This is a genomic window from Nostoc sp. UCD121 (assembly GCF_014222285.1).
Taxonomy (GTDB): Bacteria; Cyanobacteriota; Cyanobacteriia; order Cyanobacteriales; family Nostocaceae; genus Nostoc.
Genome location: NZ_JACKZS010000103.1, coordinates 1 through 26,413, shown reverse-complemented (window position 1 = coordinate 26,413; position 26,413 = coordinate 1). Strand labels below are relative to the sequence as shown.

The following is a 26,413-nucleotide window of genomic DNA, read 5'->3' as shown; positions in this document are numbered from 1 at the left end:
AATGGATACTATACTTTGTATCCATAAGGTATTTAACTTTCTCCTCTATTTCATTTTCTGAAGCTTTGACCACAAGATTAACCCATTCATAAAAATGGTCTTTCCGAGAATTTATAGATCCATGCAGATAATCTTCCTTTAGATGCTCTATGTCTGTAACAGGTCTATCTATGTCAAATGTCAAACTTTTATCTGGAACAGCCATATATAAAATTCCACCTTTTTTTAAAACACGGAGATGATTTTCTATTGTTTTAATAGGATCTTCACAATGTTCTATAAAATGATTTGCAATTACAAAATCTCGACTATTATCTTGTACGCTTGATAAACTTTCACCATCATCAAAAATATCAACCTCTACGAAATTACAACTGGCGAATTCTGGATAATGTTCTTTTAATGCATTAGTATCATATCTATCGACATATTTAACCTTGGCAGCAGGTGAAATATAAAGTGGTCTATGTAAAGCTCCTATCTCAATACCTTCACCTGCAATGTATTTTTCTGATAAGTACTGTCTGATGGGTAAACTTCTAATAAAAGATGTATCCATTTTTTGTGATTGCTTGATTATTAGATTGTAAAACTTATCAACTTGTGACTGCCACGTTGGTAAATTTAGCGCAGATTGTAGTGATGTTGCTTTTATCTTTTCTAATAATTGTCTATCGTTGTAAAGATTGAGTAAACCATTAGCTATTGATTGAGGATCTGGTTTAACAAGATAACTATTTTCAAGATGTTTTAAATCATAAGAAGTGTTTTCAACATCTATATCCATAAGGACACATTCGCAAGCCATCACCTCACGGGCAACTAGAGATAGATTAGTAGCAGAGGGAGCAATACAAACATCACAAACAGAGTAAAGTTCTGCTAAATCTTCAGGACTTAACATTCCTAGATTAAAACAGGGAAATGATACAGGAGGCATATCATTCCATCCATAGGATATTAAGTTAATGTCTTTGGCTTCTTCTGCAAATAAATGCAAAGCCATTCCTACTAATTCAAAACAGCGTCTAGGAGTAACGCTGCGTCCGTAGAAACAAACTTTAAAGTTATCTTCATCCCCGATTGATTTAATAGCCTGATTTTTAATTATTTGTCTAGGATAGTATATATTTTTGTCTACTAAAATATCGTAGTAATCAGCATCAACACCATATTTTTGCCGCAAAAGATGAGTCAACCAAGAGCCTAATGTGATGTGATAATATTCAAAGCGATATGTAGATTCAGCAAGATGCCAATAACTTCCTAATGAATAAAATGATGGCTCATAATCTTGGACAAAGTAAACATTTATATCTGCATCAAAAGTTAAAGCAGCATAAGCAGTTATCCAAGACGTGCAAACTACAACGCTTGCTTTTTCGTAGACAGAACCTGGATGGTAGATTTTTACATCTGCATTAATTGTTTCAAAATATTCCCCTATTTGCTGTTTTATTTCTTCTGAAGTTAATCCTAGATCGTATTCACCAACTATATATACAGTGCATTTAGCCCCAAGGTTTTCCAAACCTTTAATAAATCTAAATAAATTTTTGTGTCCGCCCGAACCTTTAGAAAAAAAAGGTACAAGCCATATAAATTCAAAATATTGATTATCTAAGTTAATCAATTTCTGGCTTTGATAAGTTGAAAATCTTTTTTTATGCTTGTAACTTAATCCTTCTAGGATAATTTTATATGAAATAGGTAAAGGTGTAATTGGTAATTGTGTGAGAGAAGATTTTTCTTCATTATCAATAAATGGAAAACTAGATTTTGCCAGTAATTTATAAAATATAAGAGAAAGGGTGGAGATAAGTCCTATCTCCTTTACTTTCTTTAATAATTTCTTTATTCGGGCATATATTTTTCTTGCCAACATTTATTTTGACTCCATATTTCGAGATTGTTGAGACATGAGCTTTTTGTTTATCAAATTAGGGATTATATTATATCTGACTCCAAAAAACTGGCCTGAAGTTATACCTAAGTTATTCAGTGTACGCTGAAAAGCCCAATATATTTTTTGCTTTAAGGATAAATTTGTTAAATTGATTATTTTATTTATATCATCCACTGACAAAAATACGAAATTTTTAATAAAGTTTTGAACTGAAACATTTTCGACAAGTTCCATTTTTTTATAAGCTCGGTACTCATCAAACTGTCTTTGAAACCATTCAATAGGAGAATAAGTGTGCGAGTGATAAACAACAGCATTAGGTTCATAACATTTCAAATACCCATTTTCCAATATGTCCTGCGCCCATAATTGATCTTCAGACATTTCTACTTCTCTAAATGGTATTTGTTGCCATACTGTTTTTCTAATACATGAATTATTATTCGAAAAAAATACGTATAAACCTTTATTGTTAGAAAATCCCTCATCTTTTTGCCAACATTTTTTACCCATAGATATAGTTAGGTCGAAATGATTTTGCAAGTTGATCGCAACTATAGGATCACAATTAGTTCTTGCTATATGCTTTCCAAACACACCAGCTACCTGACTATCTTCTATGAGGGGAGATACTAAATTTTGCAACCATACATTGTTCACAGGTGTAGCATCCTGAGTCAAAAAAGCTATGAATTGCCCTTGAGATTCTTGTACACCGAGATTTCTAGTTAATCCATGATTAAACTTATGGGGAGGTATTTGTATTAAGCGAACATCGTGATTTTTTATTATCTCTAAAGAATCATTTCTCGACCCTGAGTCAATGACGATTACTTCATATGGAAAATTTGTTTGCTGTAATAATGTAGATTTCAAAACTTCATCTAAAAACTCTTCCCCATTTTTTACAGGATTTACTACTGAAACTAGAGGAATTTCTTTCATAATTTAATTTATTTCTAATTAATATTAGATTCCAGCTATTTTAATAACAACGCAACTTGTTCTTAATTTACCAGCAATACGCTTCATTCTCGCATTACCGATTTTTATTTTGTTAATCCCATTAACTTAAGTATGGACGATTATAGATTATACACTACCACCTTCCTTAGTCCAAGGATATGCCCGAATAATAAACTGTAAAGTGTCAGCATCTTTATCTTCTTCAATTTCTTTAATAATATTACTGTTGAATTGTTCTCTCTTATTCTGAGGTATCAAAGAACTCTCTGAAAAAATTTCTAGTTTTGTCCGCTCGGCAATATTTACTGAATATCCTGGTCTTTCAAATAACTCCTCAACCGTTTTTCTGGTAAAAAACCTCAAGTGAGTATTATCTAAAATACCTAATTCTGTATATTCAAATTTACCTTGTAGTAAAGACAAGCGAATTGCACCGTGAGCAATATTTGGAATAGAAGCAACTACATATCCATCTTTTTTTAATATCTGCTTGGTTTCTTGCAAAATTTTCCAAGGGTTTCGCAAATGTTCTAAAACATCTCCAAACACTGCAACATCAAACTCTTGGCTAGGCAATATTTCTGTAACAGAAACAAAATCCAAGTCGGCAACTATTACATCTTTACAGTAGTGTCCGGCAACTTTTGCAGCATCTGGGTTTATATCTACTCCTGTTACAATACACCCTTTTTTATTTAGTAACTGAGCAAAGTAACCAGTCGCGCACCCAAAGTCTACTACTCGCTGATTGTCTCCAATGAGATTGAGCATTTTTCTTAAACTGCCGTTTTCATCTAAACCTTCTTCTGTAAGATTTTCAGCAGATGGATAATTTTTTGACCAGTCTTTATTCATAATTATAGTACTTTAATATATGTATTAATTAAGCTGGTGTTACTACTGTTGGTAAAACTTTTTTGTTTACTTGAACTACCATCGGTTGATAGACTAAAGCATGAATGTGCTTTCCACTATCTGGAGGCAAAATTTGAAAAACCATTATATTATCAATCCAGTCAAAGCTAAGAGCTTCATAGCTTTCAGCCCCAGCTACTGTTAAGCTATAAGAATTAGGTCGAAGAGGTAAATTAAATTTAAATCTAATTTCTATTTCCTCTCCTGGATCTAATTTATCTATTTTGATATTTTCTTCTAAAGTATTGCTACCAATTACCTCAGTACCATTTTTGTCGCATAGATGAAAGCCAACAATACAACTTTTTATAACAGAATAAACTTTTAAATTGACAATTAATGTTACTTCTTCATTAAATGCAAAGATTGGGCTTTCGCCAGCATAATGACCCAATTGATTCAGGATTTTTACGCTTTCGATTCTGGCTTTTCCACTTCCTCTGCGTGTTGCCTTACTGAAACTTGAACTCGGAGATTCAATCTCAACATTTGGAGAATCCGAAGCCTGTATTGGTTTATCTACAATGGTATTTACTTGCTGTTGGGAGTTAACTTTAATATCTTGTGCTAAACCTAATTCAAGCTCTGTAACTAATTTTAAATATTCAATTACAACGGCATTTGGCAATCCTGTCGTATGTATTTTTCCATCATGAATCATCACCGCTGAATTGCACAATGTTTTAATTGCGCCTGCATCATGAGAAACAAATAATGTTGTAACTCCAGAATCCATCATTGCACGCATTCGTCGCATACAACGATGTTGAAATACAACATCTCCAACAGCAAGTGCTTCGTCAACAATTAAAATCTCTGGATCGACATTGACTGCAACAGAAAATGCCAAGCGGACATACATCCCGCTAGAATAAGTTTTAACAGGTTGCTCGATGAAATCGCCGATATCGGCAAAGGCGGCAATATCATCAAATCTGTCTTCGATTTGTTTTTGACTCAATCCTAACAATTGTCCGTTAAAAAAGACATTTTGCCTTCCCGTGAACTCTGGGTTAAAACCACTTCCTAATTCTAATAAAGCAGAAACTCTACCATCGACTCGCACATCACCACTGGATGGTGTGAGGGTTCCCACTATAATTTGTAGCAATGTACTTTTCCCAGAACCGTTGCGTCCAACGATTCCAACTGTCTGTCCTTTAGGGATCTCAATGTTGATATCCCGAAGTGCCCAAAATTCATCTGTTCTACTCTTACCAGGTAGCAAAACTTCTTTTAGCCTATCTACAGGGCGGCTATACCGTTTGAAACACTTCGAGATATTTTTAAGGGAAATAGCAATTTCTTCACCCATACTTTTGCTGTCAATTATCAAAACTCACACACTAAAGCTAAAATGCGATGTCTACGATGGGCTACGCCTACGTACTCATTTTCTTTTGCCGAGATGTCACTACATAATCAATGCTGGCATCTCTAGCTAAATGACTTTATCCTATCAAACTGTCACTTTACAATACATCGGCGAATGCTGGACGCAGGCGGCGATAACACCACAACCCCCCAAAAAACACTATAACCGCAATTAGCGAGGAAACTCCCCACTCGCCCCAGTGTTTGACTTCTCCAACTAAAACTATGTCACGATAAACTTCAGCGATCGCTGCTATTGGATTTAACCAGAATACCAAACTCCGCCATTGTTCTGGAATTGCTGATGCTGGATAGACAAGCGGTGTCACATAAAACCAAATATTTAAAATCACTCCTAAAGTCTGCGGTATATCTCGCAAAAATACCGTTAGTCCTGCTGTTAAATAGCCCAACCCTGCTGTTAGTAATAGCTGCGTTAGCCAGACCAAGGGCAATAGCGCCAAAGTACTATGTAAAGTATGAGTATTTACCGCCACGAAAAAAATCAATGCCATTAAACCAAAGGAACTTTCAATAAATGTAGACAAAACTGGCACTAGAGGTAACAAAGCTAAAGGAAACACCACCTTCTTGACTAAATTCGGTTGTCCTAGTACCGAATTCGCAGACTGCATTAGACCACCAGTAAAAGCAATCCAAGGAAGTAACCCTGCAAATAACCACAAACCAAAGGTGAAATCATTTGCTGGTAAACCTTTGAGAGTAGTCAGCTTCACCTTCAGTACGGTAGAAAACACATAAGTATAAATCAGTAATTGTGATAACTGATTTAGTAAAGGCCACAAGTTACCCAAAACAGAACCCTTGTATCGTGCCTCTAAATCCCGGCGTACTAGAGTTCTTAGTAAATCGAACTTTACCCATAACTGTTCATCTATGGGCAAGATGCACCTCCATCTCCCTACCTTACGTACAATTCCCCGCATTGTCGGCAACAATTTCTGCTTCCTCGCTTACTACTCACTATCCGCTCACCTAATTGCTCTCACTGAAGCCTATTATATTTATGAAAGTCCCTGAAAAAGGAACTTTCAAATAGAAAAAATATCCAACTACTTTTTGTGAGGTGCGTATCTTACCCGCCTTTGGTTAAACGTGGGTAGGCAGGATGCCCACCTCATAAGATTGGATAATTTATTTGTTGGAAATCTCTTCACTGCTTTTAGAATCTATCATCACTAGAAAATAGTATCCAAATTATCTTGGTGAAGATACAATAAATAGGATATTGTCAAGTGTATTTTTACTACAAATATAACGTCTGTTTGTCAGGCTCCTTCTTTGTTAAGGATACGAGTTTTTGCTTAACTCAAGTTATCTGGATCAATTCCTTGCGATCGCAAATATTCTGCTAATCGATCAGCCCGTTGGCGTTCCTGTTCAGCTTGTTCTCTTCGAGTCGGCACCCAACCCGCAGAATTATACCAACGCAACCACAAACCTGTTGTCTGCTGATAACTACCTTGCCAAAGACCCAATCCTAGCTCTAACTCTTCTAACCATAGGCGGTTCTCTGGTAAAGATATTGCTTCGTAGCGAGTGCCATTGAGTTTAAAGGCACGTAAATTATTTTCATAGCGATCATAGATAACGTAGTAGGGAACCCGTAAAATCTGTTCATATACTTCCCACTTCGTTGGGGGTCGGTTTACTTCCCGTAGTGTTTTTCCTAAATCTTCTTGTTCTGTACCAGGTGAAAGTAATTCAACTACTAAAAATGGATCAATTCCTTCTTGCCAAATAACGTAACTTAAGCGCAGGTCTTGCTGTTGGCTAGCAATAGGTAATCCTAAAACCATGTACCAATCAGGGCGCTTGTACCACAAAGGATGGCGGGGATCGTAGTAAAGATTTAAATCGCTGGCAAGTAAAATTTCCTCAGATGGATAAGCAAGAGGCTGACAAGTCTCACTGAGCAAATCTGCCTGAATCCGGTGAAATTCATCTGGCAAACCTGATTCCCCCACTAATTCACTGGGTAAATCATACATCGTAGGCATTGTTTCTTGTGGCGGACGAGGTGGATCTGTTTGATACATGACTACTACCTTTGTTGTTTAACTCAAGCTATCTGAATTAGCTCTGTCCGATGTTTGACGATAAGCAGCTTTGTGTCTAGACAAATTCTTGGTCTGCGATCGCTGTAGTTCCTGTTATAACCATCATTGAACCTCAGAAGTCATTAGTCATTTACTATTCTCCTTCATCCTTCATCTTCCTCAGTTACCTCATCTCTACTGAATTTGTGAGAGCAGAGTCACGGATTCCGCTACACTGAGACTGGTTTGTTGCATTGTAATCAGGCATGGAAATCGGACAAAAGGTTAAAGTGTTTCGTTTGCGCGATCGCGTTTCTCCCCCAATTGTAAAAAAACTAGGACAAGTAGGTATCATCCAAGGCTACAAAGTTACCGATGGTGCTGGGATCGGTGTAGTAGTGCTATTTGAGGACAATACTTCCACTTGGTTTTTTGAAGATGAAATTAAACCTGTGTAGTAGTGAATAGCTCAGAACTGGGTTTTTCTTGGCTTCTGAAATTTTTAGCAGAAGCTGAGACTCTTTGTTGAGTGCTAAGTTGGAATTGAAAAGATCGGCGGTGAAAATAGGAATCAAGTAATGACTCTAATATTGACATTTTTGGGCAAAGGCGGCACCGCTCGTACCAAAATTGCGATCGCCGCCGCCAAATTATTGGCAAGTCAAGGCAAGCGCGTACTTCTAGCAGGACAAGCAGAACCCACATTATCAATTCTGTTGGGTATTCCCATTGCTGCCGATCCTCAAGAAATAGCTCCCAAGTTACAGGCGGTACAGTTTCAAGCATCTGTACTGCTTGAGCGCAACTGGGACGAAGTGAAAAAACTGGAGGCACAATATCTCCGCACGCCCATCTTCAAAGACGTTTTTGGTCAAGAACTGGTAGTATTGCCGGGGATGGACAACGCTCTAGCCCTCAATGCTATCCGCGAATATGATGCCAGTGGCAAATATGATGCGATCGTCTACGATGGCACGGGTGACTCTTTAACGTTGCGAATGTTGGGTTTACCAGAATCCCTCAGTTGGTATGTCCGGCGATTTCGGCAATTATTTGTCAACTCCGATTTGGGTAAGACTATTACTGAATCGCCCTTAATCCAACCGCTAATTAGCAGCTTTTTCAATATCAACTGGACAGCAGATAACTTTGCTCAACCTACCAACCAAGTCAATAATTTCTTGGAAAAAGGGAGAGCCGCTCTTGCCGATCCGAAGCGTCTTGCTGCTTTCTTAGTGACCACAGGAGATCCAATTGACGTAGCAAATGCTCGTTATCTATGGGGTAGCGCTCAACAAATTGGTTTAACTGTCGGTGGGGTTCTGCTTGTGTCTCCTGAGACAAACGTCAATCTACCAGAGGAATTTATACCCCTACCTGTGAGCGTTGTTCCCGACTCGCCAATAGGTGACTGGCAACCACTGATAGACGCACTACCCAACTTTGAAGCACAAGCTTTACAGGCTCCTAAACCAATTGAAATAGACATCCACAATCGTCAAGTACGCTTATTCTTGCCAGGATTTGACAAAAAGCAAGTCAAGCTCACCCAATATGGGCCAGAAGTCACGGTAGAAGCAGGAGACCAGCGACGGAATATTCCCCTACCCCCGGCTCTCAGTGGCAGACCCGTTGCTGGAGCAAAGTTTCAGAATAATTATTTGATAATTTCGTTTTAAGTTATGGGAATGGGGCATAGAGAATGGGGAATGGGGAATGGGGAAGTCAAACAGTTAGGGAAAAGAATTAATAACTAATTCCTAATTCTCAATTCCCAATTCTCAATTCCCAATTCCTAATTCCCAATGCCTAATTAATCAGTAAAAATTATGTCAGAATCAACGCCCACTAACCCAGACCTCAATCCAACTGAGGCTATAGAATCAGTAGCAATTAATCCCATTGAGCAAGCAATAGTAACGAGTGATCGCAATGCGAAAACTAGGCAGTTATTGGGGATGAAAGGTGCAGCTGCTGGGGAAACTTCAATTTGGAAAATTCGTTTGCAGCTAATGAAGCCGATTACCTGGATTCCTCTAATTTGGGGCGTAATCTGTGGTGCGGCTTCTTCGGGTAACTATACTTGGACACTGGAAAATGTGTTGAAGGTATTAACCTGTATGCTACTGGCTGGGCCATTGATGACAGGTTACACCCAAATTCTCAATGATTACTACGATCGCGAAATCGATGCCATCAATGAACCCTATCGCCCGATTCCCTCTGGGGCAATTCCCCTACCCCAGGTAATTATTCAGATTTGGGTATTACTGATTGCTGGCTATGGTTTGGCTTTTGCGCTGGATGTGTGGTCTGGTCATGAATTTCCAACAATTACAGCGATCGCAATTATTGGTTCCTTCATCGCCTATATTTATTCTGCACCTCCCCTGAAACTCAAGCAAAATGGCTGGCTAGGTAGTTACGCCTTGGGTGCAAGTTACATTACCCTACCTTGGTCTACAGGACACGCTTTGTTTGGCGATCTCAATTCCACAGTTGTGATTTTGACAATGTTCTACAGCTTGGCTGGATTGGGTATTGCCATTGTCAATGACTTTAAGAGTGTAGAAGGCGATCGCCAGCTAGGATTAAATTCATTACCCGTAATGTTTGGTATCACCACTGCGGCATGGATTTGTGTAGTGACAATTGATGTATTTCAAGGATTGATCGCAGCTTATCTTGTCAGCATCCATGAGAATTTGTACGCAACGATACTAGTACTGTTAATCATTCCGCAAATCACCTTGCAAGATATGTATTTCTTGCGCGATCCTGTGAAGAATGATGTTAAGTACCAAGCCAGCGCCCAACCTTTTCTTGTGCTAGGAATGCTAGTAACAGGTTTAGCTCTTGGTCATGCTGGTATTTAAATACTTCTATAGTCGGAAGCTAGGAATTAGGAGTTAGGAGTTAATATACTTCTAATTCCTAATTTGTATCAGGACATACTGTGTTAGAAGTGATATTTTTCCTCCTTCGTGGGATTCAACCTTTCTTAATCCCAATATGCTTTATCACTGCTTGGACTGTAACTATTCTCGTTGTCATGAGTCTCTGGACGGCGGCGCGAGATAGCGTAGCTACAGCCAAACTTATGCATCAAATCCCCTGTACTGGTTGCCAATTTTTTACTGACAATTACCGTCTGAAATGTACTGTACGCCCATCTATTGCCAATACAGAAGAAGCGATCGATTGTCGCGACTATCAACCCAAGACGAATCCTTATCTATATTAGGGATTGGGGACTGGGGAAAAGGGCAATTAACCATACCCAATGACAAATGACGAATGACAAATCACAAATAACTATTAACCAATTTCCAGCAAAATTTTTAAAACACCCCGACTTTGGGCGTGTTCAAAAGCCGCAAGCCCTTCAATGAGGGGGTAGGTGGCATGAATCAGGGGTTGTACGTCAATTTGTCCTGTGGCTAATAGCTGGAGGGCTGGAGAAAAGGGGCCACAACGCGAGCCGATGAGGGTGATTTCATCTACTACTAAAGAAGAAACATCTAAGCTGAGGTTGCCAGCATACGTACTTTTAAGTACAAGCGTACCACGGGGACGGAGGGCGCGACGCGCGATCGCAAATCCTTCTGGGTTGCCTGTACATTCTACTGAGATATCGAAATATCCATCTTTCACAGCATCAGCTAAACCAGTTTTAATCCCCCGTGCCTCTAAGTTGGCAAGTTTCTCTTGATGTCGCCCCACAGCCAAGAGTTCACAGCCAGTTAAGGCTAGTGTCTGGGCTACCAACTGCCCTAATTTGCCATCTCCAACCACTAACACGCGATCGTTTGGATGCAATGGTACTTGCTGCTGAATTTCTAAAGCTGCTGCTATGGGTTCGGTAAATGTTGCTACTTCTGTGGGCACATTATCGGGTACTAAATGCAGGTTCTCTACCGGCAAACAGAGATATTCACCAAAGGCTCCATTGCGATTAACAATACCTAGAACTGTGCGATTTTCGCAGTGAGTTGGTTGTCCACTGATACAAAAGCGACAATTCCCACACACAGCGTTGATTTCTCCAACTACGCGTTGGTTAACTAAGTGTTCTGGCCCTTCTTCAACCACGCCGACAAATTCATGCCCCAAAATTCCAGTGTAGGGATAGTAGCCTCTGAGTAGTTCCAAGTCAGTGTTACAGATACCCGCACGCAAGACGCGCACCAAAGCTTCCCCTGCTGGCGGTTCAGGAATGGGAATATCTGTACGTAGTTGCAACTGGTTATTTTCGAGCCAAAGTCCTTTCATTTTTTTCACGTCCTTTGCCTAATATGTTGTCATACCAGTTTCAAAAATATTTGCAAAATAATTAATCGGCTGTAGGAGCGTACATCTGTACGCCTCTACCCACGCTTATGTCTCTGTACTAGGTATTTCTTTAGTTTTAGTTACATCAATTTTGCTTAACCAAGTAACCAAGTCTTCTGAATCAAGTGCGATCTCGCTTCCTAAAGTTTTGATATAAAGAAGTCCATCACTAATAATTAAATCTCGGATTGGATACCATGAATCCCGCGTCCTGATCAGAAGTTCCAAGGGAATCCCTAGTCTTGAAGTATACTTGCGATATTTCCACCAAGCTCGCCATAGAAGTACAGATTTAGTACAGTGCATCTCATAGCCTTTGGGAACTTCGCTGTATTGATACTCATAGAAACCCCGACTATCTACTTCTCCTTTGAGAAGATAACTATATTCTGCTAATACCTGATTTATCAATTCCCACTGGGATGATTTTGGAGAAATCAAGAATTCAGATAGTGTATTAGATAGTTGGAAGGTAGCAATCACACCTTCAGCTTTTGCTGTCAGTTGGTTAGTCTTATAAACTGTTTGCGCTGTCAAAGCAGGATTTGACAACAAAATTTCTTTTTTCTGGATAGAGTTTTGCACAAACTCTCGAATTAAATCTAGATTAGATAACATAAAATTATTTATACTAAATTAAGTAGTGTGATATAAGCCACAACGGTACTTAAATTAGTAACTACATTGGTTTTGCACTTAAATCAGGATTATTACCAGTTTTATTTATACTCAATTCTCTGTCTGACTAGGGCTTTATTAACTTTGATGTCGGGATGCCGCCGTTCACTACTCTGATTGACAAAATAACTGTTTTAAGGGTGAGAGCAGCTGATTAGATTTTTACGCCATCTAGAAAAGGTTGAAATACCGGAACTAATTCGGGACGACTGACAACCAAAGTGGGAAAAGAGCGATCGCTATAATCTTCTCCCGATGACAACGGAAACGGTTCTGATTTAAGCGATGCCCATACCCCACCAGCAGCCTGAACAATTACCCAAGCCCCGGCTAAGTCCCAAACTTTTGGTGTCGCCTCAATACCACCGAGAGTAGCCCCAGTAGCAACTGTCAAAAAATTATAGCTAGCTACACCCAACATCCTAATTTTGCAAGGAAAGCCGTTTTTGATAGCTGCGGTACTACGAGAACAAAGGTTAAAAAAGTGATTATTGCTGGGACTATCAACACTGGTGTGGATAGGGTGGTGGTTGAGAAATGCTCCTGTTGGTGTTGCTAAACCAGATGAACCCGCCCAAAAACCATGAAAAGCTTGATCCAAGGTTGGTGCGTAAACATACCCAAAAATGGGCGTTCCTCGATACAGTAAACCGAGAGAAATTGTCCAGATGGGAATGCCGCGTGTAAAGTTGGTTGTACCATCCAGAGGATCAATTACCCAACACCACTCAGTACCAGGAAATGACTGATCGCTTTCTTCGCTCAAAATGCCGTAACCAGAGAAAGTAGAAGCGATCGCATCCCGAATTTCCTGATCTGCCCATTTATCTGCTTGCGTCACCAAACTTCCATCAGCTTTTTGGGAAGCCTGTACTTGCCCAAAATCTTGCATTAGCTGCTTGCCCACCCTGGTAGTGGTAGTTTGGGCAAAATCAAGAATTGTTGTCCAAAAATCATTCATTGGTTATTAGTCATTTGTCATTTGTCATTGGTCATTGGTCATTTGTCTCATGCCCAATGCCCCATGCCCTATACAGTTTAGTCTAAATCGTTTTCCAAAACAGATGCGATCGCTTGCTTGGCACTTGTTTGAAATTCTGTGACGTTCACCCGATTCAGAAACCAAATCGATACCACCATTCCCACTGCTTCTAGAACGAATACCAGTCCATAAGCTAACTCTAGGCTAGGTAGTAGCTTGCGTCCAATATCCAAAACTGTACCTCCGATTACCACTGCGATTCCTCTAGAGAGGGACTGCGCTAATCCCCATGCCCCAATGAATGTACCTGCGGCTTCTGCTGCGGTAAGATCCAACATTAAGCTAATTGCGGCTGTAGTTAAGAAACCTGTGGCTAAACCGAACAAGACCAAACCTAATTTGAGAACTGCTGCATTAGCTGTGAATCCTGAGATACCTAGCAATATTGCACAGAATGCTACCAACATACAGCCTAGACGTGCAGTTCTGCGCTTACCCAAACGCGGGACAATGTAAAAGCCCGTAACGCCGTAGGCAATCAGCAGACCCGTTCCATAAAAAATATTTAATTTGGTACTTTCCGCTAGGGGCATTTTAAACACTTGACCCGCATAAGGTTCTAAAATCGGGTCTTGCATAAACAAACTGATAGTCATCACCAATAAAAAGGTGAAGAATATACCTGTTTGGGGGCTAGCTGTCAAGATTTTCCAAGCATTGCCTAGAGTAATGCTGTCTTCCCGGTTCGCCAGTGTGGAACGGGTTGAGTATTGGGAGTACTTTTTTTCTACGCCGAATGTGGCTGCGATCGCTAAACCAAATACAATTGCTGGGACGATAGTAAATAATCGGTTGATTGCTGGCTGCAAGGTTTCTACCGTTGCTTCTGGCGTTAACTGTTTCAGCAAGCTGGCACTGATAATTGCACCAACAATAATCCCCACCATTAGCATCGACCAAACCACACCGACTACTTTGGAACGGTTATCTTCTTCAGATATATCCACCAATAAAGCAGCAAAAGCAGTACCGCTAGCACAAATTCCTAGACCGTAGACAGCAAAAATTAAAGCCAAAAGTGCTGTCCAACCGATTGTTTGGGTTGTCCATACCCAAGCACCTGAACTATTTCCAGCAAGATTCATCTGCCACATTACTTGTACAGCTAAAAATGCTGCGATCGCAAATATTGCTGCGCCCACCCAAACATAAGCTGTGCGGTTGTATCCCCATAACGGCTTGGCATCGGAAATCTGGCCGAACCAGACACGTGAAGGAGCAACAAATAAAGGCAGTGCTAGAACTACTGATACCAGCGTCGCCGGAATTGCTATTTCTTGAATCATGACTCTGTTGAGTACGCCCAGAGTCAAAATTGACATCATGCTCAACCCCATTTGAAATAAACCCAGCCGGAACATGGTCAGCAGGTTTACTCTTGGCACAGATAGGGATTTTGTTTTGGTATCAAATACTTCACCGCTTGCCATAGCTACTTTTTTGTATGCTTTATAGGATTTAATCTCTCTCTTTAAATAAAGATAAACCCTACTCACTCCAAATCAGCGAACGAAAAGTTGAAGTTGCAATTTGGCTAAAAGCAATTGAGGATTACAGCGAAATAATATTCTTTAATCCCAATAAAGCCTTAGCTTACTTCTACCGTGGTTTTGTCCGTATTTAGGAGAGATGGAGGAAGCTATTGGTAATTACAGCCAAGCATTGAAAATTAAACCTGACCTTGCTGAAGCCTATTTTCACACAGGGGTTGCCTTTTATCGCTTAAAAGACTTACATAGAGCAATTGAAAATTACAATTACACTTTACAGATATATCCCGACTTTGCTGAAGCTTATAGTCGGCGCGGACTTGCACAGTATTGCCTGGGAAATTACCAAGAAGCGCTTGAAGATTATTCCCAAGCCGTGCAAATTAATTGTGAAGATACTCTAACATACTACTACCGTGGACTTGTGTATGAGAACTTAAGTAACTATATAAAAGCACTTAAGGACTATAACCAAGTTTTAGAAATCAATCCTGTATTTACCGAAGCTTACTATAACCGGGGTAGTGTTCATTACAATCTGGGAAACTATCAACAAGCACTTGAAGATTTAAATCAATTACTGCGTATTAATCCTAACAATTCTAAAGCTTATAACAAACGAAGTAGCATTCGTGCTGCCCTGAAAGATTAGCAAGGTGCAATGGAGGACTTAAAAAACGCTTCAGAATTCCACTAGATGCACTATAAAAGTCAAAAAGCTTGAACAAAGACTGATTGCAACATTAAGATAGTAATATTTACTAAAGTTCTGGTATTATTCTGTAACTTTATCGGAAACAATCAAGCAAGATAAAAATATCAATATGAAAATGTGGTTTTAACTACGCTATTTCATTGAATTAGTAAGATAAACTTGCCGTATGTATGTCATCAAACTACTTAGCTTCATCTAGTAATCAAAAAGGCATAAGCAATGAGTCAAGCACCAGTCAAAGTAATATTATGGGAAGAAAATCAAAAAGATTTTCTAAAAAAGTTCTATGATCTTCAATTTACTCCCAGAGTAGGAGAGGAAGTTTACCTAAAAAAAGAGAAATGGAAAGTAACCAGAGTTGAGCATGATGTAGAAATTAGTGAAATTAATGTCTACATGCAATTAATCAAAAAAGTCAAGCAGGAGAAACCATCTAATTCATAATTACCAGTAAATACACTCAACTATAGCCACCCTATTTGATTTGTGAGAATTGCAGTCCGCAGATCCCCGACTTCTTCGAGAAGTCGGGGATCTTGTTTATGCGCGTTTGATTCAGGTTTAAATTTTTATGCAAGGCGCGATGTCTACGACGGGCGTAGCTGCGACACCACAAGATTTGCAGCCAAGTGGTGACGATCGCACCCAATCTTGTCTGTAACGATACACTATAAAAGTAAAGAAATGTAAATAAACGAAATTTTGCAACCGTGGAAAACATTACATTGGGGCAAAATGGCCCATCTGTTACACCCTTGTGCATCGGCACTTGGGCTTGGGGTGATAAACTATTTTGGAATTATGGCGATCGCTACGGCCCAGAACAGTTACAAGAAGCCTTTACCGCAGCTTTAGAAGCTGGGATTACATTCTTTGATACTGCCGAAATCTACGGAATGGGAAAGAGCGAGGAATTTTTAGGGCAATTTCTGCAACACACGCAACAACCTGTACAAATCGCCACAAAATTTGGCCCCGTACCGTGGCGATTTACAGCCCAATCTGTCTCGGATGCTTTAACAGCCAGCCTCAAACGGCTACAACTTGAGCGGATCGCCCTGTACCAAGTGCATTGGCCTTTTGCCTTCCTTTTAAGCCAACAAACTTTGATGAATGCCCTAGCGGATGAAGTGAAGCGGGGCAGAATTGCGGCAGTCGGTGTGAGTAATTACTCAGCTGAGCAAATGCGAGACGCGCATCAAATATTGGCAGCCCGTGGAGTGCCTTTGGCTGTAAACCAAGTCCGTTATTCTTTACTCAGTCGCCAAATTGAAAGCCAAGGTATTTTGGCAACTGCGCGTGAGTTGGGTGTAACTATCTTGGCATATAGTCCTTTAGCACAGGGATTACTCACAGGGAAATACAGTATTGATAATGCTGAAGCCCCCACTGGTGCGAGAAAAATAGACCCGCAATTTAAGAAAGAAGGTCTGCAAAAAATTGCCCCAGTTATATCTTTGCTACGCAGCTTTGGAGAAAAATACGATCGCACCCCTGCCCAAGTTGCTCTCAACTGGTTAATTGCTCAGGGGAACGTTATTCCTATTGCTGGGGTGAAGACAGCCGAACAAGTACGGCAAAATGCTGGTGCTTTGGGCTGGAAATTGAGCGACGATGAAATTAGAGAGTTAGAACTAGTTAGTCGTCCTTGGCTGTAGTATTTTTGAACTACTCAAACACAGGAGGCTAAATTTCTGACACTACTAGTTCCCAACCTGGTAGTAAATCTGGTAGTGTCAGTTTGTCGTTACCTTGCAAAACCAAAAAGTCAAGAGCTAAAGCCAAAATCTTGACTCTTAACTCTCAACTCTCAATTTTATATTTGGATTTCGGATTGAAGAAAAAATCTAAAAATCGTTCGACTGAACGCTCACGACAAGTCTAAAATCCAAAATTAATTAACTCCTAGCTGTTGACTAAGAAGCTGATTCTCTAGCTGTAGGTGAACCTATCTTTTTACTAGGAGATGCAGAAGACTCGTGCCCACTTGTCCGCAGTTTTGGCTTGGGAGAAGAATGTCTTTCTTCGTTACTATCTGATTTCCACGCAGCACGGGGACGATCACTGGAAGATTCACGACGCTTGCCCAATCTTGGTTTTGGAGCAGAAGATTCTTCTTGGGGAATTTCCACATCTGAACTCAACCAAGCGGGGCGAGTTTGATCGTAAGCGATTTGCAATGCGGCTGCGGCGATCGCTTGAGCATCATATTCTTCAATCAGTTCGCTAACAATTGGCAAGAATGAAGCCAAACGTTCGCCTGTCAAAGCTTCCCGTACCAGTTCTTGCAATTTCAGAATGTGTTTTGCTTCAATCTGGGCGCGTGTGGGAATCGTCAGCACTTGCCAACTTTGGCGGTTATGACGTTCAAATGTTTGCTGCTTGCGCCGCTCAAATGGTTGAACTAAAGAAATTGCTGTTCCTTCTTTACCAGCACGACCAGTACGACCAATACGGTGGACGTAGGTTTCTACGCTATCGGGTAAGTCGAAGTTGATTACATGGGAGAGTTGATCTACATCTAACCCTCTTGCTGCAATATCAGTTGCTACCACCCAGCGAACTTGACGGTTACGGAATCTGATTAATAACCGTTCCCGCGCTTGTTGGGACAAGTCACCGTGGTATTCATCGACACTATGACCAGCCCCTTGTAACTGACTGGTGAGTTCGGCGGCTGTGCGTCTGGTGCGGACAAAGATTAAAGCTGTTTCTGGATCTTCCATTTCCAGAATTGGCTGTAAAGCTTTGGCTTTTGTCCAGTGGCGGGGGATCAAGTAAGCTACTTGATTAATTTTGTTGGGAGCGGCTTTTGGCTGCTCAACAGTGACAGTTGCAGGCGATCGCAAGAACTTGTTCACCAACATCCGAATCGATGGTGGCATTGTTGCCGAGAATAAAGCTGTTTGGCGGTCTACGGGCGCTTGTGAGAGGATTTTGATTACATCGTCGATAAAGCCCATGCTCAACATTTCATCGGCTTCATCCAACACAAACCACTTCACTTGATCGAGCTTTAAACAGCCGCGATCGAGTAAATCGATCACCCGTCCGGGAGTACCCACAACCATGTGAACGCCACGTCTGAGTTGTAACATTTGGCGGTCAATTGATTGACCACCATAGATTGCTAACACCCGCAATCCTTCATCGCCGATGAATTGTGCGATCGCGTCGTGAACCTGCATTGCTAATTCACGAGTTGGTGTTAAAACTATGGCTTGTACGGCTTTTTGATTAATATCTAGCCGCTCTAAAATAGGCAGTGAAAATGCTGCTGTTTTGCCCGTTCCAGTTTGAGATTGACCGACTACATCACGACCACCGAGCAATTGGGGAATTGCTTGGATCTGAATGTTAGTTGGTTCGGTAAAACCGATTTTTTCTAGTTGTGCGACACGTTCTTGAGAAATACCTAATTCTTGGAATGAAAGAGTCATTAATTCGTCCTAAATTTTATGTAAGGATTCTTGGATTAGCCATTTAGTCATTAGTCATTAGTCATTAGTCATTAGTCATTAGTTATTAGTAAGCCAAGGGCGGTAGCGAAGCCTCAAGTCTTTGAGAGACTATGCCAAAAAGTCCGCGAACTTCAGGTAAACCCTCATGAAAACTGCCATTAACGCAGCGTTGACCTTAAAATAAGGGTAAATCTGTAAGGGTCATTTAACAAAGGACAAAAGACAAAAGACAAAGGACAATTTAGTTATTGACTACTTGACCATAGAGGTCGTATGTATCAGCGTGGTGAATCGCTATTGGCACGATGGTTCCTAACTTTGCCTGGCCTTTGACATACACTAGACCATCAACCTCTGGGGAAAATCTACCTGAACGACCTATTAATTCACCACTTTCAGGATTTTCTTGCTCAATCAGGACATCGACGATTTTGCCTACTTCCTGTTGATTTTTCTTTTGAGAAATCGGTTGCTGGAGTTCCATCAGTTGGTATCGGCGATCGTCCATCACTTCTTGGTCCAACTGATTTGGTAGCTTGTAAGCTGGGGTTCCTTCCTCAGAGGAAAAGGTGAAGACACCAACATGATCAAATTCATGCCGTTGAACGAACTCTAGTAGATGCTCAAAATGCTCTTGTGTTTCTCCTGGGAAACCAACAATAAATGTTGTCCGCAGTACGGCTGTTGGTAGCGCCGTTTTGATGCGATCTATAATCCCATCATTTACGTGTCCTTGCCAAGGACGGTTCATGGCGCGGAGAACATCTGGATGAGAATGCTGTAAGGGCAAATCCAGATAAGGCAAGACATTTGGTGTTTCTTGAATCGCCGCGATCACATCTGGGGTCAGTCCCGTGGGATAAGCGTAATGCATTCTGATCCACGGTATATCTACTTTCCCCAAAGCGCGAAGTAATTCGGCTAATTTTGGCTTACCGTAAATATCCAAACCGTAATTAGTGGTGATTTGGGAAATTAGAATAATTTCCTTTACACCTTGACTAACTAACTGCTCGGCTTCAGCGACTATAGATTCAATAGTACGCGATCGCTGGTTCCCTCGAAGATGAGGAATTATACAAAATGCACAACGATAATCACATCCTTCGGCAACCCGGAGGTAAGCTACGCCCTCGGTTGTAGTGCGATAGCGCGGTGTAGTTTCGTCGGCGATGTAGGTTGGCTCAATACTAACCTGTTTAACCCGTTCGCCAAGTTCAACACGCTCAATTACATTAACAATTTTGTGATAATCGCCTGTGCCGACAACGGCTACTGCTTCGGGCAATTCTTCCAAAAGTTGTTCTTGGAAGTGTTGCGCCATACAGCCAGTGATTACGATCTTTTTATTTGCCTCTGCCAGTTCTACCAAAGTTCTGACAGATTCTTGCCGGGCTGCTTCAATAAAACTACAAGTATTAACAATAACGTAATCTGCTAACTCTTCATTTGTATCTACACCGTAGCCTGCTTCTACGAGCATTCCCAACATGTGTTCTGTATCAATTCGATTTTTCTCGCAGCCCAGGTGAGAAATGGCAATTGTTGGCTTGTCACCCATATTTTGAAAATATCTTCATTTTTTTCTTCTTGTTGTCAAACGTTCCGGCGCTAACTTCGCTTTTTTGCTATCAGCATCCTCATGAAAACACTACAGTGGCGAATTCCCACTGTTTTTAACTGTCCGTGGACTCACAACCCTATTAATAAATAAAAATAGAGGTCATGTTATGATATTCCTATCAATCTGTTCCCCAGGGTAAATTGAAGTGTCTTTGGGTACTTTTGACACTTGTAATCTTTTTTAACAATTCGCCCATTGGTATTTTACATTACCACAGCGTGTGCGTTGTTAACCTACCCATCGGGAAGCCGCCCAAAGGGCTTGTTGTGAGAAGTCGCTACCCTCAGGGAAATCGACGAAAGCGACTACGCTTGATAAAGCAGTAATGCTACCCTGGCGATTGGCAAGTCCTACGACTGTTCGCGGACAAGATGCCTAAACCACGGAAAGCTGCCTTGCGTCTAGTGAGTGGCAAACTCCTCTTGTAGCCAGGTTTTATCTTAACATATCTTATGGGAGGTTTCACGCCAATTTCCATCTGAGGAAGGAGGCAATAAACCGACTATCATAAAACACATTTGACTAGTTAATGAAAAGTCAAGAGTCAAGGGTCATATAATCAATAGTCAAAAAATTCTAGACTCTGGACTCCGCGAGGCGGATTAAAGACGTGGACTTATATCAATTATTTAAAACTCGCTCACCGATTATTGGCGTGGTTCACCTGCTACCACTGCCTACCTCGCCCCGTTGGGGAGGTAGCCTAAAAGCGGTGATTGACCGAGCTGAACAAGAAGCTGCGGCCCTTGCAAGCGGAGGGGTTGACGGACTGATTGTGGAGAATTTTTTCGATGCGCCCTTTACCAAAAACCAAGTTGATCCCGTGGTTGTGAGTGCCATGACCATTGTGGTGCAACGGATACAAAACTTGGTGACTTTGCCTATAGGGTTAAATGTTTTGCGAAACGACGGTAAAAGTGCAATGGCGATCGCTAGCTGTGTACAGGCGCAATTCATCCGCGTCAACGTTCTCACGGGAGTAATGGCAACCGATCAGGGATTAATTGAAGGAGAAGCCCATCACCTACTCCGCTATCGACGGGAGTTAGGCTGCGATGTTAAAATTCTGGCCGATGTTTTGGTGAAGCACGCCCGTCCTTTGAGTTCTCCAAATCTCACAGTCGCCGTGAAAGACACCATTGAAAGGGGTTTAGCAGACGGGGTGATTTTGTCAGGCTGGGCTACTGGTAGTCCACCTAACTTAGAAGATTTGGAACTAGCTTGTGATGCAGCAGCTGGCACACCAGTGTTCATTGGTAGTGGGGCAAATTGGGAAAATATTGATACATTGATGCAGGCAGCAGACGGTGTAATAGTTTCCAGTTCCCTGAAACGTCACGGACGTATTGAGCAACCAATTGACCCAATTCGCGTCAGTCAATTTGTCGAAGCCGCGCGTCGCAGTTGGAACTCCAAAGGTGAAAGCAAATCAGCAGAACAAGTGAAATTACACTCTTAAGAAGTGGGGAGAGCAAGCAAACAATTATTATTCGCCATTCCCCATTCCCCATTCTCTATTTTCCATTCCCCATTCCCCAATATTTATGATTCGCCGTCGTTCTACTCCTTGGATTCATAAATGGTCACGGCCATTGATTGCCGCGATCGCTGGATGTGGTGCCCTGATCACAGGTTATCTCACCATAGAAAAGTTAACAGGAGGCAGTGCAGCTTGTGTGGCAGAGGCTGGCGCTAAGGGTTGTAATGATGTGCTTTCCAGTCCTTGGGCAACAATTTTTGGTCAGCCGTTAGCTTTGTTTGGGCTTTTAGCATATATCAGTATGGTGATATTGGCTTTAGCTCCCTTGGTATTTAACTCAGGGGAAAACAATAGCCGCAAACAATTGGAAAATTTGACGTGGTGGCTGCTGCTGGTGGGTGCGATCGCTATGTCTGTCTTTAGCGGCTACTTAATGTATGTGCTGACATCTCAAATTAAAGCTGTTTGTCCTTACTGTATTGGTTCAGCTTTGTTTTCTGTGAGTCTTTTAGTACTAACAATTATGGGTCGTACTTGGGAGGATATTGGACAAATCTTCTTTACCGCCCTAATTGTGGGTATGGTAACGCTGATTGGCACTTTAGGCGTTTATGCTGGCGTGAATAAATCAGATGTTACACCTGAAACTCCAGGACAACCCACAAAAATTACCTTTAATTCCAAAGGAGACCCTAACCCAGCGTTTGGTTGGGAAGTTACCACCACTTCTGGCGAGGCAGAAATAGCCTTAGCAAGCCATCTAGCAAAGGTAGGCGCAAAGGAATACAGCGCTTACTGGTGTCCTCACTGCCATGAACAAAAGCAGCTTTTTGGTAAAGAAGCCGAGGAAATAATTAACAAAGATGTTAAGGTAGAGTGCGCTCCCGATGGGCTTAAAGCTCAAACAGAACTGTGTAAAGCCGCAAAAATTGAAGGCTTCCCCACTTGGATCATCAATGGTCAAAGTTATAGCGGAGTCCAAAACTTAAATGAACTAGCAAAAGTTTCTGGTTACACAGGACCTCGCAACTTTAAGTATTTCAAGTAATTGTCTTCAAGAAGGCTAGATCAATCTAGTGGTAAGGTGTAGCTCGCATCCCATAAGAATGAATAGTGCTGAGTTAAAAGACTGCCACGCCACTTGTTTTACTTGAGCTTTATCTACGTTCAGTTTCCCGCCATTACAGAGTGCTTTTTGCCACTCAGAATAGAATAAACGCCCCGCTACAGCGCCGAATATAGTCAACTGGATGAATGCAGCAAAGTCTGTTTCCAGTTGGCTGTTTTGTTTTTGGTAATAGATAATAGGTCTTGTCCAATAGCCGATTACCAGTTTTCCTACGGCTTTTATCCGAAAATATTTTAAAGTTTAAGGAAAATAATCAAATATATTTACTTAGCTTTTATGTATAATTTAATTTTTTCCCAGAACTTGGGGGCTACCTGGGATGTAATCATGTCAGCACCAAACCTAAAGGTGTGTCTGTTAAAAATTACCAAAATTCTAGGTAAAATAATTAATTGATTACAAATGTTACAGATGTGCGACTTGAATTGAATAAGCTTTGCCAGACAAGCATTTAGGCGTTAAATTCACTGAAACTTCCTTTCAACAGATTTATTAATCTGTGCTGATAGCCACAAAACGCCTAGTTGCCGTTTGGTCAGAAAATCAGCCTCAATATATGTTATTACATTCACAAATGCCAGGATCTCTTGAAGAAACTTGCTGAGTTTAAAAAACTCTTAGAAACTCTATTTAGCTCTCCCTTAAGATATGTTAGTCCGATAGTTAATAGCTATCGGAAATAGAGAATATTTCTCCCTACTAGGTAATGGGAATGAATCAGCAGCTAGACAAGCGTTTTGTAAAGTTAATCTTTAGACTAAAACAGTCGCTTAGTCGAGAACACAGAGAATTGATTACTGCCGTCAGCGTTGCAGTCTGCGTCATGCTGTTGCACTCCATTGGATTATTGCAATCTTTGGAGTTTGCAGCTTTGGATCAATTGTTTCGCTTACGTCCAAATGAACCCCCGGAAGAGCGTATTACAATCGTAGTGATTGATGAAGCCTATTTGAACGAAATACGTTCGTGGCCGATTTCAGATGCGAAGATTGCGCTGTTGTTGCAAAAATTAAATGTCCACAAACCCCGTGCTATTGGCTTAGACCTCTACAGAAATTTGCCAGTAGAACCTGGTAATCCAGAACTGCGTAATACTTATAGGTCAATGCCCAATTTAATTGGTATTGAATTACTAGCAAATGACAAAAACAAAAACGTTAGTGTTTTGCCTCCACTGGGACTAAATCAGGATCAAGTGGGCTTTAATAATGTGCTGTACGATCTTGATGGTAAAGTACGTCGCAGTTTGTTGTATTGGCACGTTGATGAGCAGTTACACGAAAGTTTTGCCCTGAAGTTGGCTTTATTGTATTTAAAGCCAAAGGGAATTACCCCTACCAAAGCAAAAAACAACCCTAAGTATTTGCAATTGGGTAAGGCAGCATTTACTCGTTTTGAGGCTAATGATGGTGCTTATGTGGGAGCTGATGATAGGGGATACCAAATTTTGGCTAATTTTCCCAAACCGAAATGTCAAAGTTCATCTAGAGAAATTTGTAATTTTCGTCAGGTATCGATAAAAGATGTACTGGCAGATAAAGTCCAAGAAAACTTAATCAAAGATCGGATTATACTGATTGGTTCTACTGCACCTAGTCTTCAGGATTTTGTATTTATTCCCTACTCCAGCAGTCTAATGGGTACGGCAAAGCCCGTACCTGGGATTCAACTGCAAGCTTATTTTATTAGTGAGTTAATATCTGCCGCTCTTGATGGACGACCATTATTCAGATTCTGGCCTGACTTAATGGAATACTTATGGATTTTTATCTGGTCTTATCTGGGAGCCGTGACGACATGGCGGATACGACACGCTACTAGAAGTCTACTTTGTATCCTAGTTTCTTGCTTTGTATTGACCCTGACTACATACCTTGCTTTTTTATACGGTTTGTGGATACCGCTCCTTCCCTCATTGTTTAGCTTTGGCAGTTCAGCTATTTGGATGACCAGTCATATTGCCCATATCCAGGAAGAGCGGAAACGTTCTAAAGAATTTTTGCATCATGTAATCAACACGATTCCCGATCCAATTTTTGTGAAAAATGAACAACACCAGTGGATTGTTTTAAATGAAGCCTATTGTCGATTTATCGGTTATCCAAATAAGTTGTTAATTGAGAAGTCAGACTATGACTTTTTCCCTAAGCATGAAGCTGATGTGTTTCGACAACAGGATGATCTTGTGTTCCGAACTGAAAAGCCCCAGGAACATGAAGAAGAGTTTACCAATGCAGATGGACAGACTCATCAAATTGCCACTAAGCGATCGCTTCACAAAGACTCAGCTGGCAATTTCTTTTTAGTTGGGGTCATCCGAGATATTACTCAACGTAAGCTAATGGAGGAGCAGCTGAAGCGGACTGCTGCTGAACTATTCCGCTCTAATAATGAATTAAAACTCAAAGAAGACCACTTGCGTTATTTAGCGTATCACGACCCTCTGACCGGTTTATCCAATCGCAAATTTTTTGCCGAACAACTTTACGAGTCATTAAATTGGGCGCAACACAATAACCTCTTGCTGGGACTGCTGTTTATCGATCTAGATGGCTTTAAGCAAGTCAATGATACTTTGGGTCACGAGACTGGCGATCGCTTGCTAATGACTATCGCTGGAAGACTCAGCAACTCTTTACGCGCTAGTGATACAGTTTCTCGTTTGGGTGGCGATGAATTTACTATAATTTTGCGGGCAATTCCGAATGTCCAAATAGCTGCTAAAGTTGCTGAAAAAATCTTAAGCAGTATTACCAAGCCAATTGTTTTGGATGGCTATGCGATCCGAATCTCTGCCAGTATTGGCATTAGTGTCTACCCATACAACAGTCAAGACAGTGAAAATTTGATCAAACAAGCAGATGCGGCAATGTATCGTGCCAAGCACCTGGGTAAAAATCGCTACGAGTTTGCTTAATTAGTTAAGAGTTAAGTCTCCATATGTTTCTCACTACAGTAAAAAATTTTACCGTTAAATTAGGACTGTGGACTTTAAATATATGCAAGGCACTATTTTGAAAAAGCATTCTGTATATGAATAGAGGCAGTTTTTTAGCCAGAATAGAGACTTAGCAAGGCTTTTTGACCTGATGACTAAAACTAAGAAGATAGGTCAAAAAAGAATTAATCATCAAAGTTAATTAGAAAAATAATTATTTTATAAATTTTAGTGTAATTATTATTACGCTTAAAAATATACTTATACTATAAGTAATTGTTACTGCATTTTATAGTTCTATAG

22 protein-coding genes are annotated in these 26,413 nt (G+C 40.7%); 10 read left to right on the top strand and 12 right to left on the bottom strand.

Annotated features, from left to right (window positions below; all coding sequences use genetic code 11):
* From GNF10_RS20970 to GNF10_RS20945, 6 genes are all read right to left on the bottom strand, one after another.
* The coding region (locus GNF10_RS20970; protein WP_185607218.1) for a glycosyltransferase at positions 1-1,885 on the bottom strand (1,885 nt) is incomplete at its 3' end.
* Positions 1,886-2,851: a glycosyltransferase family 2 protein gene (locus tag GNF10_RS20965; protein ID WP_185607217.1), complete on the bottom strand. Its 966-nt coding sequence runs from the start codon at positions 2,849-2,851 to the stop codon at positions 1,886-1,888. It lies immediately after the preceding gene.
* 147 nt (positions 2,852-2,998) lie between these two features.
* Positions 2,999-3,727 (bottom strand): class I SAM-dependent methyltransferase, encoded by a 729-nt coding sequence (locus tag GNF10_RS20960; protein ID WP_311774195.1) that lies wholly within the window; start codon positions 3,725-3,727, stop codon positions 2,999-3,001.
* A 28-nt stretch (positions 3,728-3,755) separates the two neighbouring features.
* Positions 3,756-5,102, bottom strand: coding sequence for an ABC transporter ATP-binding protein (locus tag GNF10_RS20955; RefSeq protein ID WP_185592125.1), 1,347 nt, complete (start codon positions 5,100-5,102; stop codon positions 3,756-3,758).
* Between the two features lie 157 nt (positions 5,103-5,259).
* Positions 5,260-6,108, bottom strand: a complete 849-nt coding sequence (locus tag GNF10_RS20950; protein WP_185586188.1) for an ABC transporter permease — start codon at positions 6,106-6,108, stop codon at positions 5,260-5,262.
* 378 nt (positions 6,109-6,486) lie between these two features.
* Positions 6,487-7,221 carry a Uma2 family endonuclease gene (locus tag GNF10_RS20945; protein WP_185586174.1) on the bottom strand — a complete coding sequence of 245 codons (735 nt, stop codon included), beginning with the start codon at positions 7,219-7,221 and terminating at the stop codon, positions 6,487-6,489.
* Between the two features lie 266 nt (positions 7,222-7,487).
* On the opposite strand from GNF10_RS20945, the gene GNF10_RS20940 reads away from it, so the two are divergent.
* The 4 genes from GNF10_RS20940 to GNF10_RS20925 all read left to right on the top strand — a co-directional run bounded on the left by GNF10_RS20940 (position 7,488) and on the right by GNF10_RS20925 (position 10,465).
* Entirely contained in the window at positions 7,488-7,679 is a 192-nt protein-coding gene (locus GNF10_RS20940) for a DUF2862 domain-containing protein (protein WP_185586175.1), read from the top strand.
* A gap of 120 nt (positions 7,680-7,799) precedes the next feature.
* A complete protein-coding gene (locus GNF10_RS20935) occupies positions 7,800-8,900 on the top strand; it encodes an ArsA family ATPase (protein WP_185586176.1) in 1,101 nt (366 codons plus the stop codon).
* Positions 8,901-9,050: 150 nt separating this feature from the next.
* Positions 9,051-10,097 (top strand): chlorophyll synthase ChlG, encoded by a 1,047-nt coding sequence (gene chlG, locus GNF10_RS20930; RefSeq protein ID WP_185586177.1) that lies wholly within the window; start codon positions 9,051-9,053, stop codon positions 10,095-10,097.
* Between the two features lie 80 nt (positions 10,098-10,177).
* On the top strand, positions 10,178-10,465 hold the full coding sequence (locus tag GNF10_RS20925; protein WP_185592123.1) for a hypothetical protein: 288 nt from the start codon (positions 10,178-10,180) through the stop codon (positions 10,463-10,465).
* 74 nt (positions 10,466-10,539) lie between these two features.
* On the opposite strand, the gene GNF10_RS20920 is transcribed toward GNF10_RS20925, so the two are convergent.
* The 4 genes from GNF10_RS20920 to GNF10_RS20905 form a co-directional block, all read right to left on the bottom strand.
* The gene (locus GNF10_RS20920) at positions 10,540-11,493 is read right to left on the bottom strand and encodes an alcohol dehydrogenase catalytic domain-containing protein (protein ID WP_185586179.1); all 954 of its coding nucleotides are present in this window, start codon (positions 11,491-11,493) and stop codon (positions 10,540-10,542) included.
* A gap of 105 nt (positions 11,494-11,598) precedes the next feature.
* The gene (locus GNF10_RS20915; RefSeq protein WP_185586180.1) at positions 11,599-12,171 is read right to left on the bottom strand and encodes a hypothetical protein; all 573 of its coding nucleotides are present in this window, start codon (positions 12,169-12,171) and stop codon (positions 11,599-11,601) included.
* A gap of 214 nt (positions 12,172-12,385) precedes the next feature.
* Positions 12,386-13,192: an inositol monophosphatase family protein gene (locus GNF10_RS20910; protein WP_185586181.1), complete on the bottom strand. Its 807-nt coding sequence runs from the start codon at positions 13,190-13,192 to the stop codon at positions 12,386-12,388.
* 77 nt (positions 13,193-13,269) lie between these two features.
* Positions 13,270-14,703 carry a BCD family MFS transporter gene (locus GNF10_RS20905; protein ID WP_185586182.1) on the bottom strand — a complete coding sequence of 478 codons (1,434 nt, stop codon included), beginning with the start codon at positions 14,701-14,703 and terminating at the stop codon, positions 13,270-13,272.
* A gap of 199 nt (positions 14,704-14,902) precedes the next feature.
* Between GNF10_RS20905 and GNF10_RS20900 the strand changes: the two genes are divergently transcribed.
* From GNF10_RS20900 to GNF10_RS20890, 3 genes are all read left to right on the top strand, one after another.
* On the top strand, positions 14,903-15,415 hold the full coding sequence (locus GNF10_RS20900) for a tetratricopeptide repeat protein (RefSeq protein WP_185586183.1): 513 nt from the start codon (positions 14,903-14,905) through the stop codon (positions 15,413-15,415).
* A 282-nt stretch (positions 15,416-15,697) separates the two neighbouring features.
* Positions 15,698-15,922: a hypothetical protein gene (locus tag GNF10_RS20895; RefSeq protein WP_163934026.1), complete on the top strand. Its 225-nt coding sequence runs from the start codon at positions 15,698-15,700 to the stop codon at positions 15,920-15,922.
* A gap of 266 nt (positions 15,923-16,188) precedes the next feature.
* A complete protein-coding gene (locus GNF10_RS20890; protein WP_185586184.1) occupies positions 16,189-17,136 on the top strand; it encodes an aldo/keto reductase in 948 nt (315 codons plus the stop codon).
* Positions 17,137-17,394: 258 nt separating this feature from the next.
* Here the strand turns inward: GNF10_RS20890 and GNF10_RS20880 are convergent, their stop codons facing one another.
* Both GNF10_RS20880 and rimO read right to left on the bottom strand, forming a co-directional pair.
* Positions 17,395-18,918, bottom strand: a complete 1,524-nt coding sequence (locus GNF10_RS20880) for a DEAD/DEAH box helicase (RefSeq protein WP_185586185.1) — start codon at positions 18,916-18,918, stop codon at positions 17,395-17,397.
* A 262-nt stretch (positions 18,919-19,180) separates the two neighbouring features.
* On the bottom strand, positions 19,181-20,500 hold the full coding sequence (gene rimO, locus GNF10_RS20875; RefSeq protein ID WP_185586186.1) for a 30S ribosomal protein S12 methylthiotransferase RimO: 1,320 nt from the start codon (positions 20,498-20,500) through the stop codon (positions 19,181-19,183).
* 673 nt (positions 20,501-21,173) lie between these two features.
* Here rimO and btpA point away from each other — a divergent pair.
* From btpA to GNF10_RS20860, 3 genes are all read left to right on the top strand, one after another.
* On the top strand, positions 21,174-22,022 hold the full coding sequence (gene btpA, locus GNF10_RS20870) for a photosystem I biogenesis protein BtpA (RefSeq protein ID WP_179074478.1): 849 nt from the start codon (positions 21,174-21,176) through the stop codon (positions 22,020-22,022).
* A gap of 85 nt (positions 22,023-22,107) precedes the next feature.
* Complete coding sequence (locus GNF10_RS20865; protein ID WP_114082742.1) at positions 22,108-23,091, top strand: vitamin K epoxide reductase family protein; 984 nt, start codon at positions 22,108-22,110, stop codon at positions 23,089-23,091.
* 793 nt (positions 23,092-23,884) lie between these two features.
* Positions 23,885-26,089: a CHASE2 domain-containing protein gene (locus GNF10_RS20860; RefSeq protein WP_185581787.1), complete on the top strand. Its 2,205-nt coding sequence runs from the start codon at positions 23,885-23,887 to the stop codon at positions 26,087-26,089.
* Positions 26,090-26,413 lie beyond the last annotated feature (324 nt).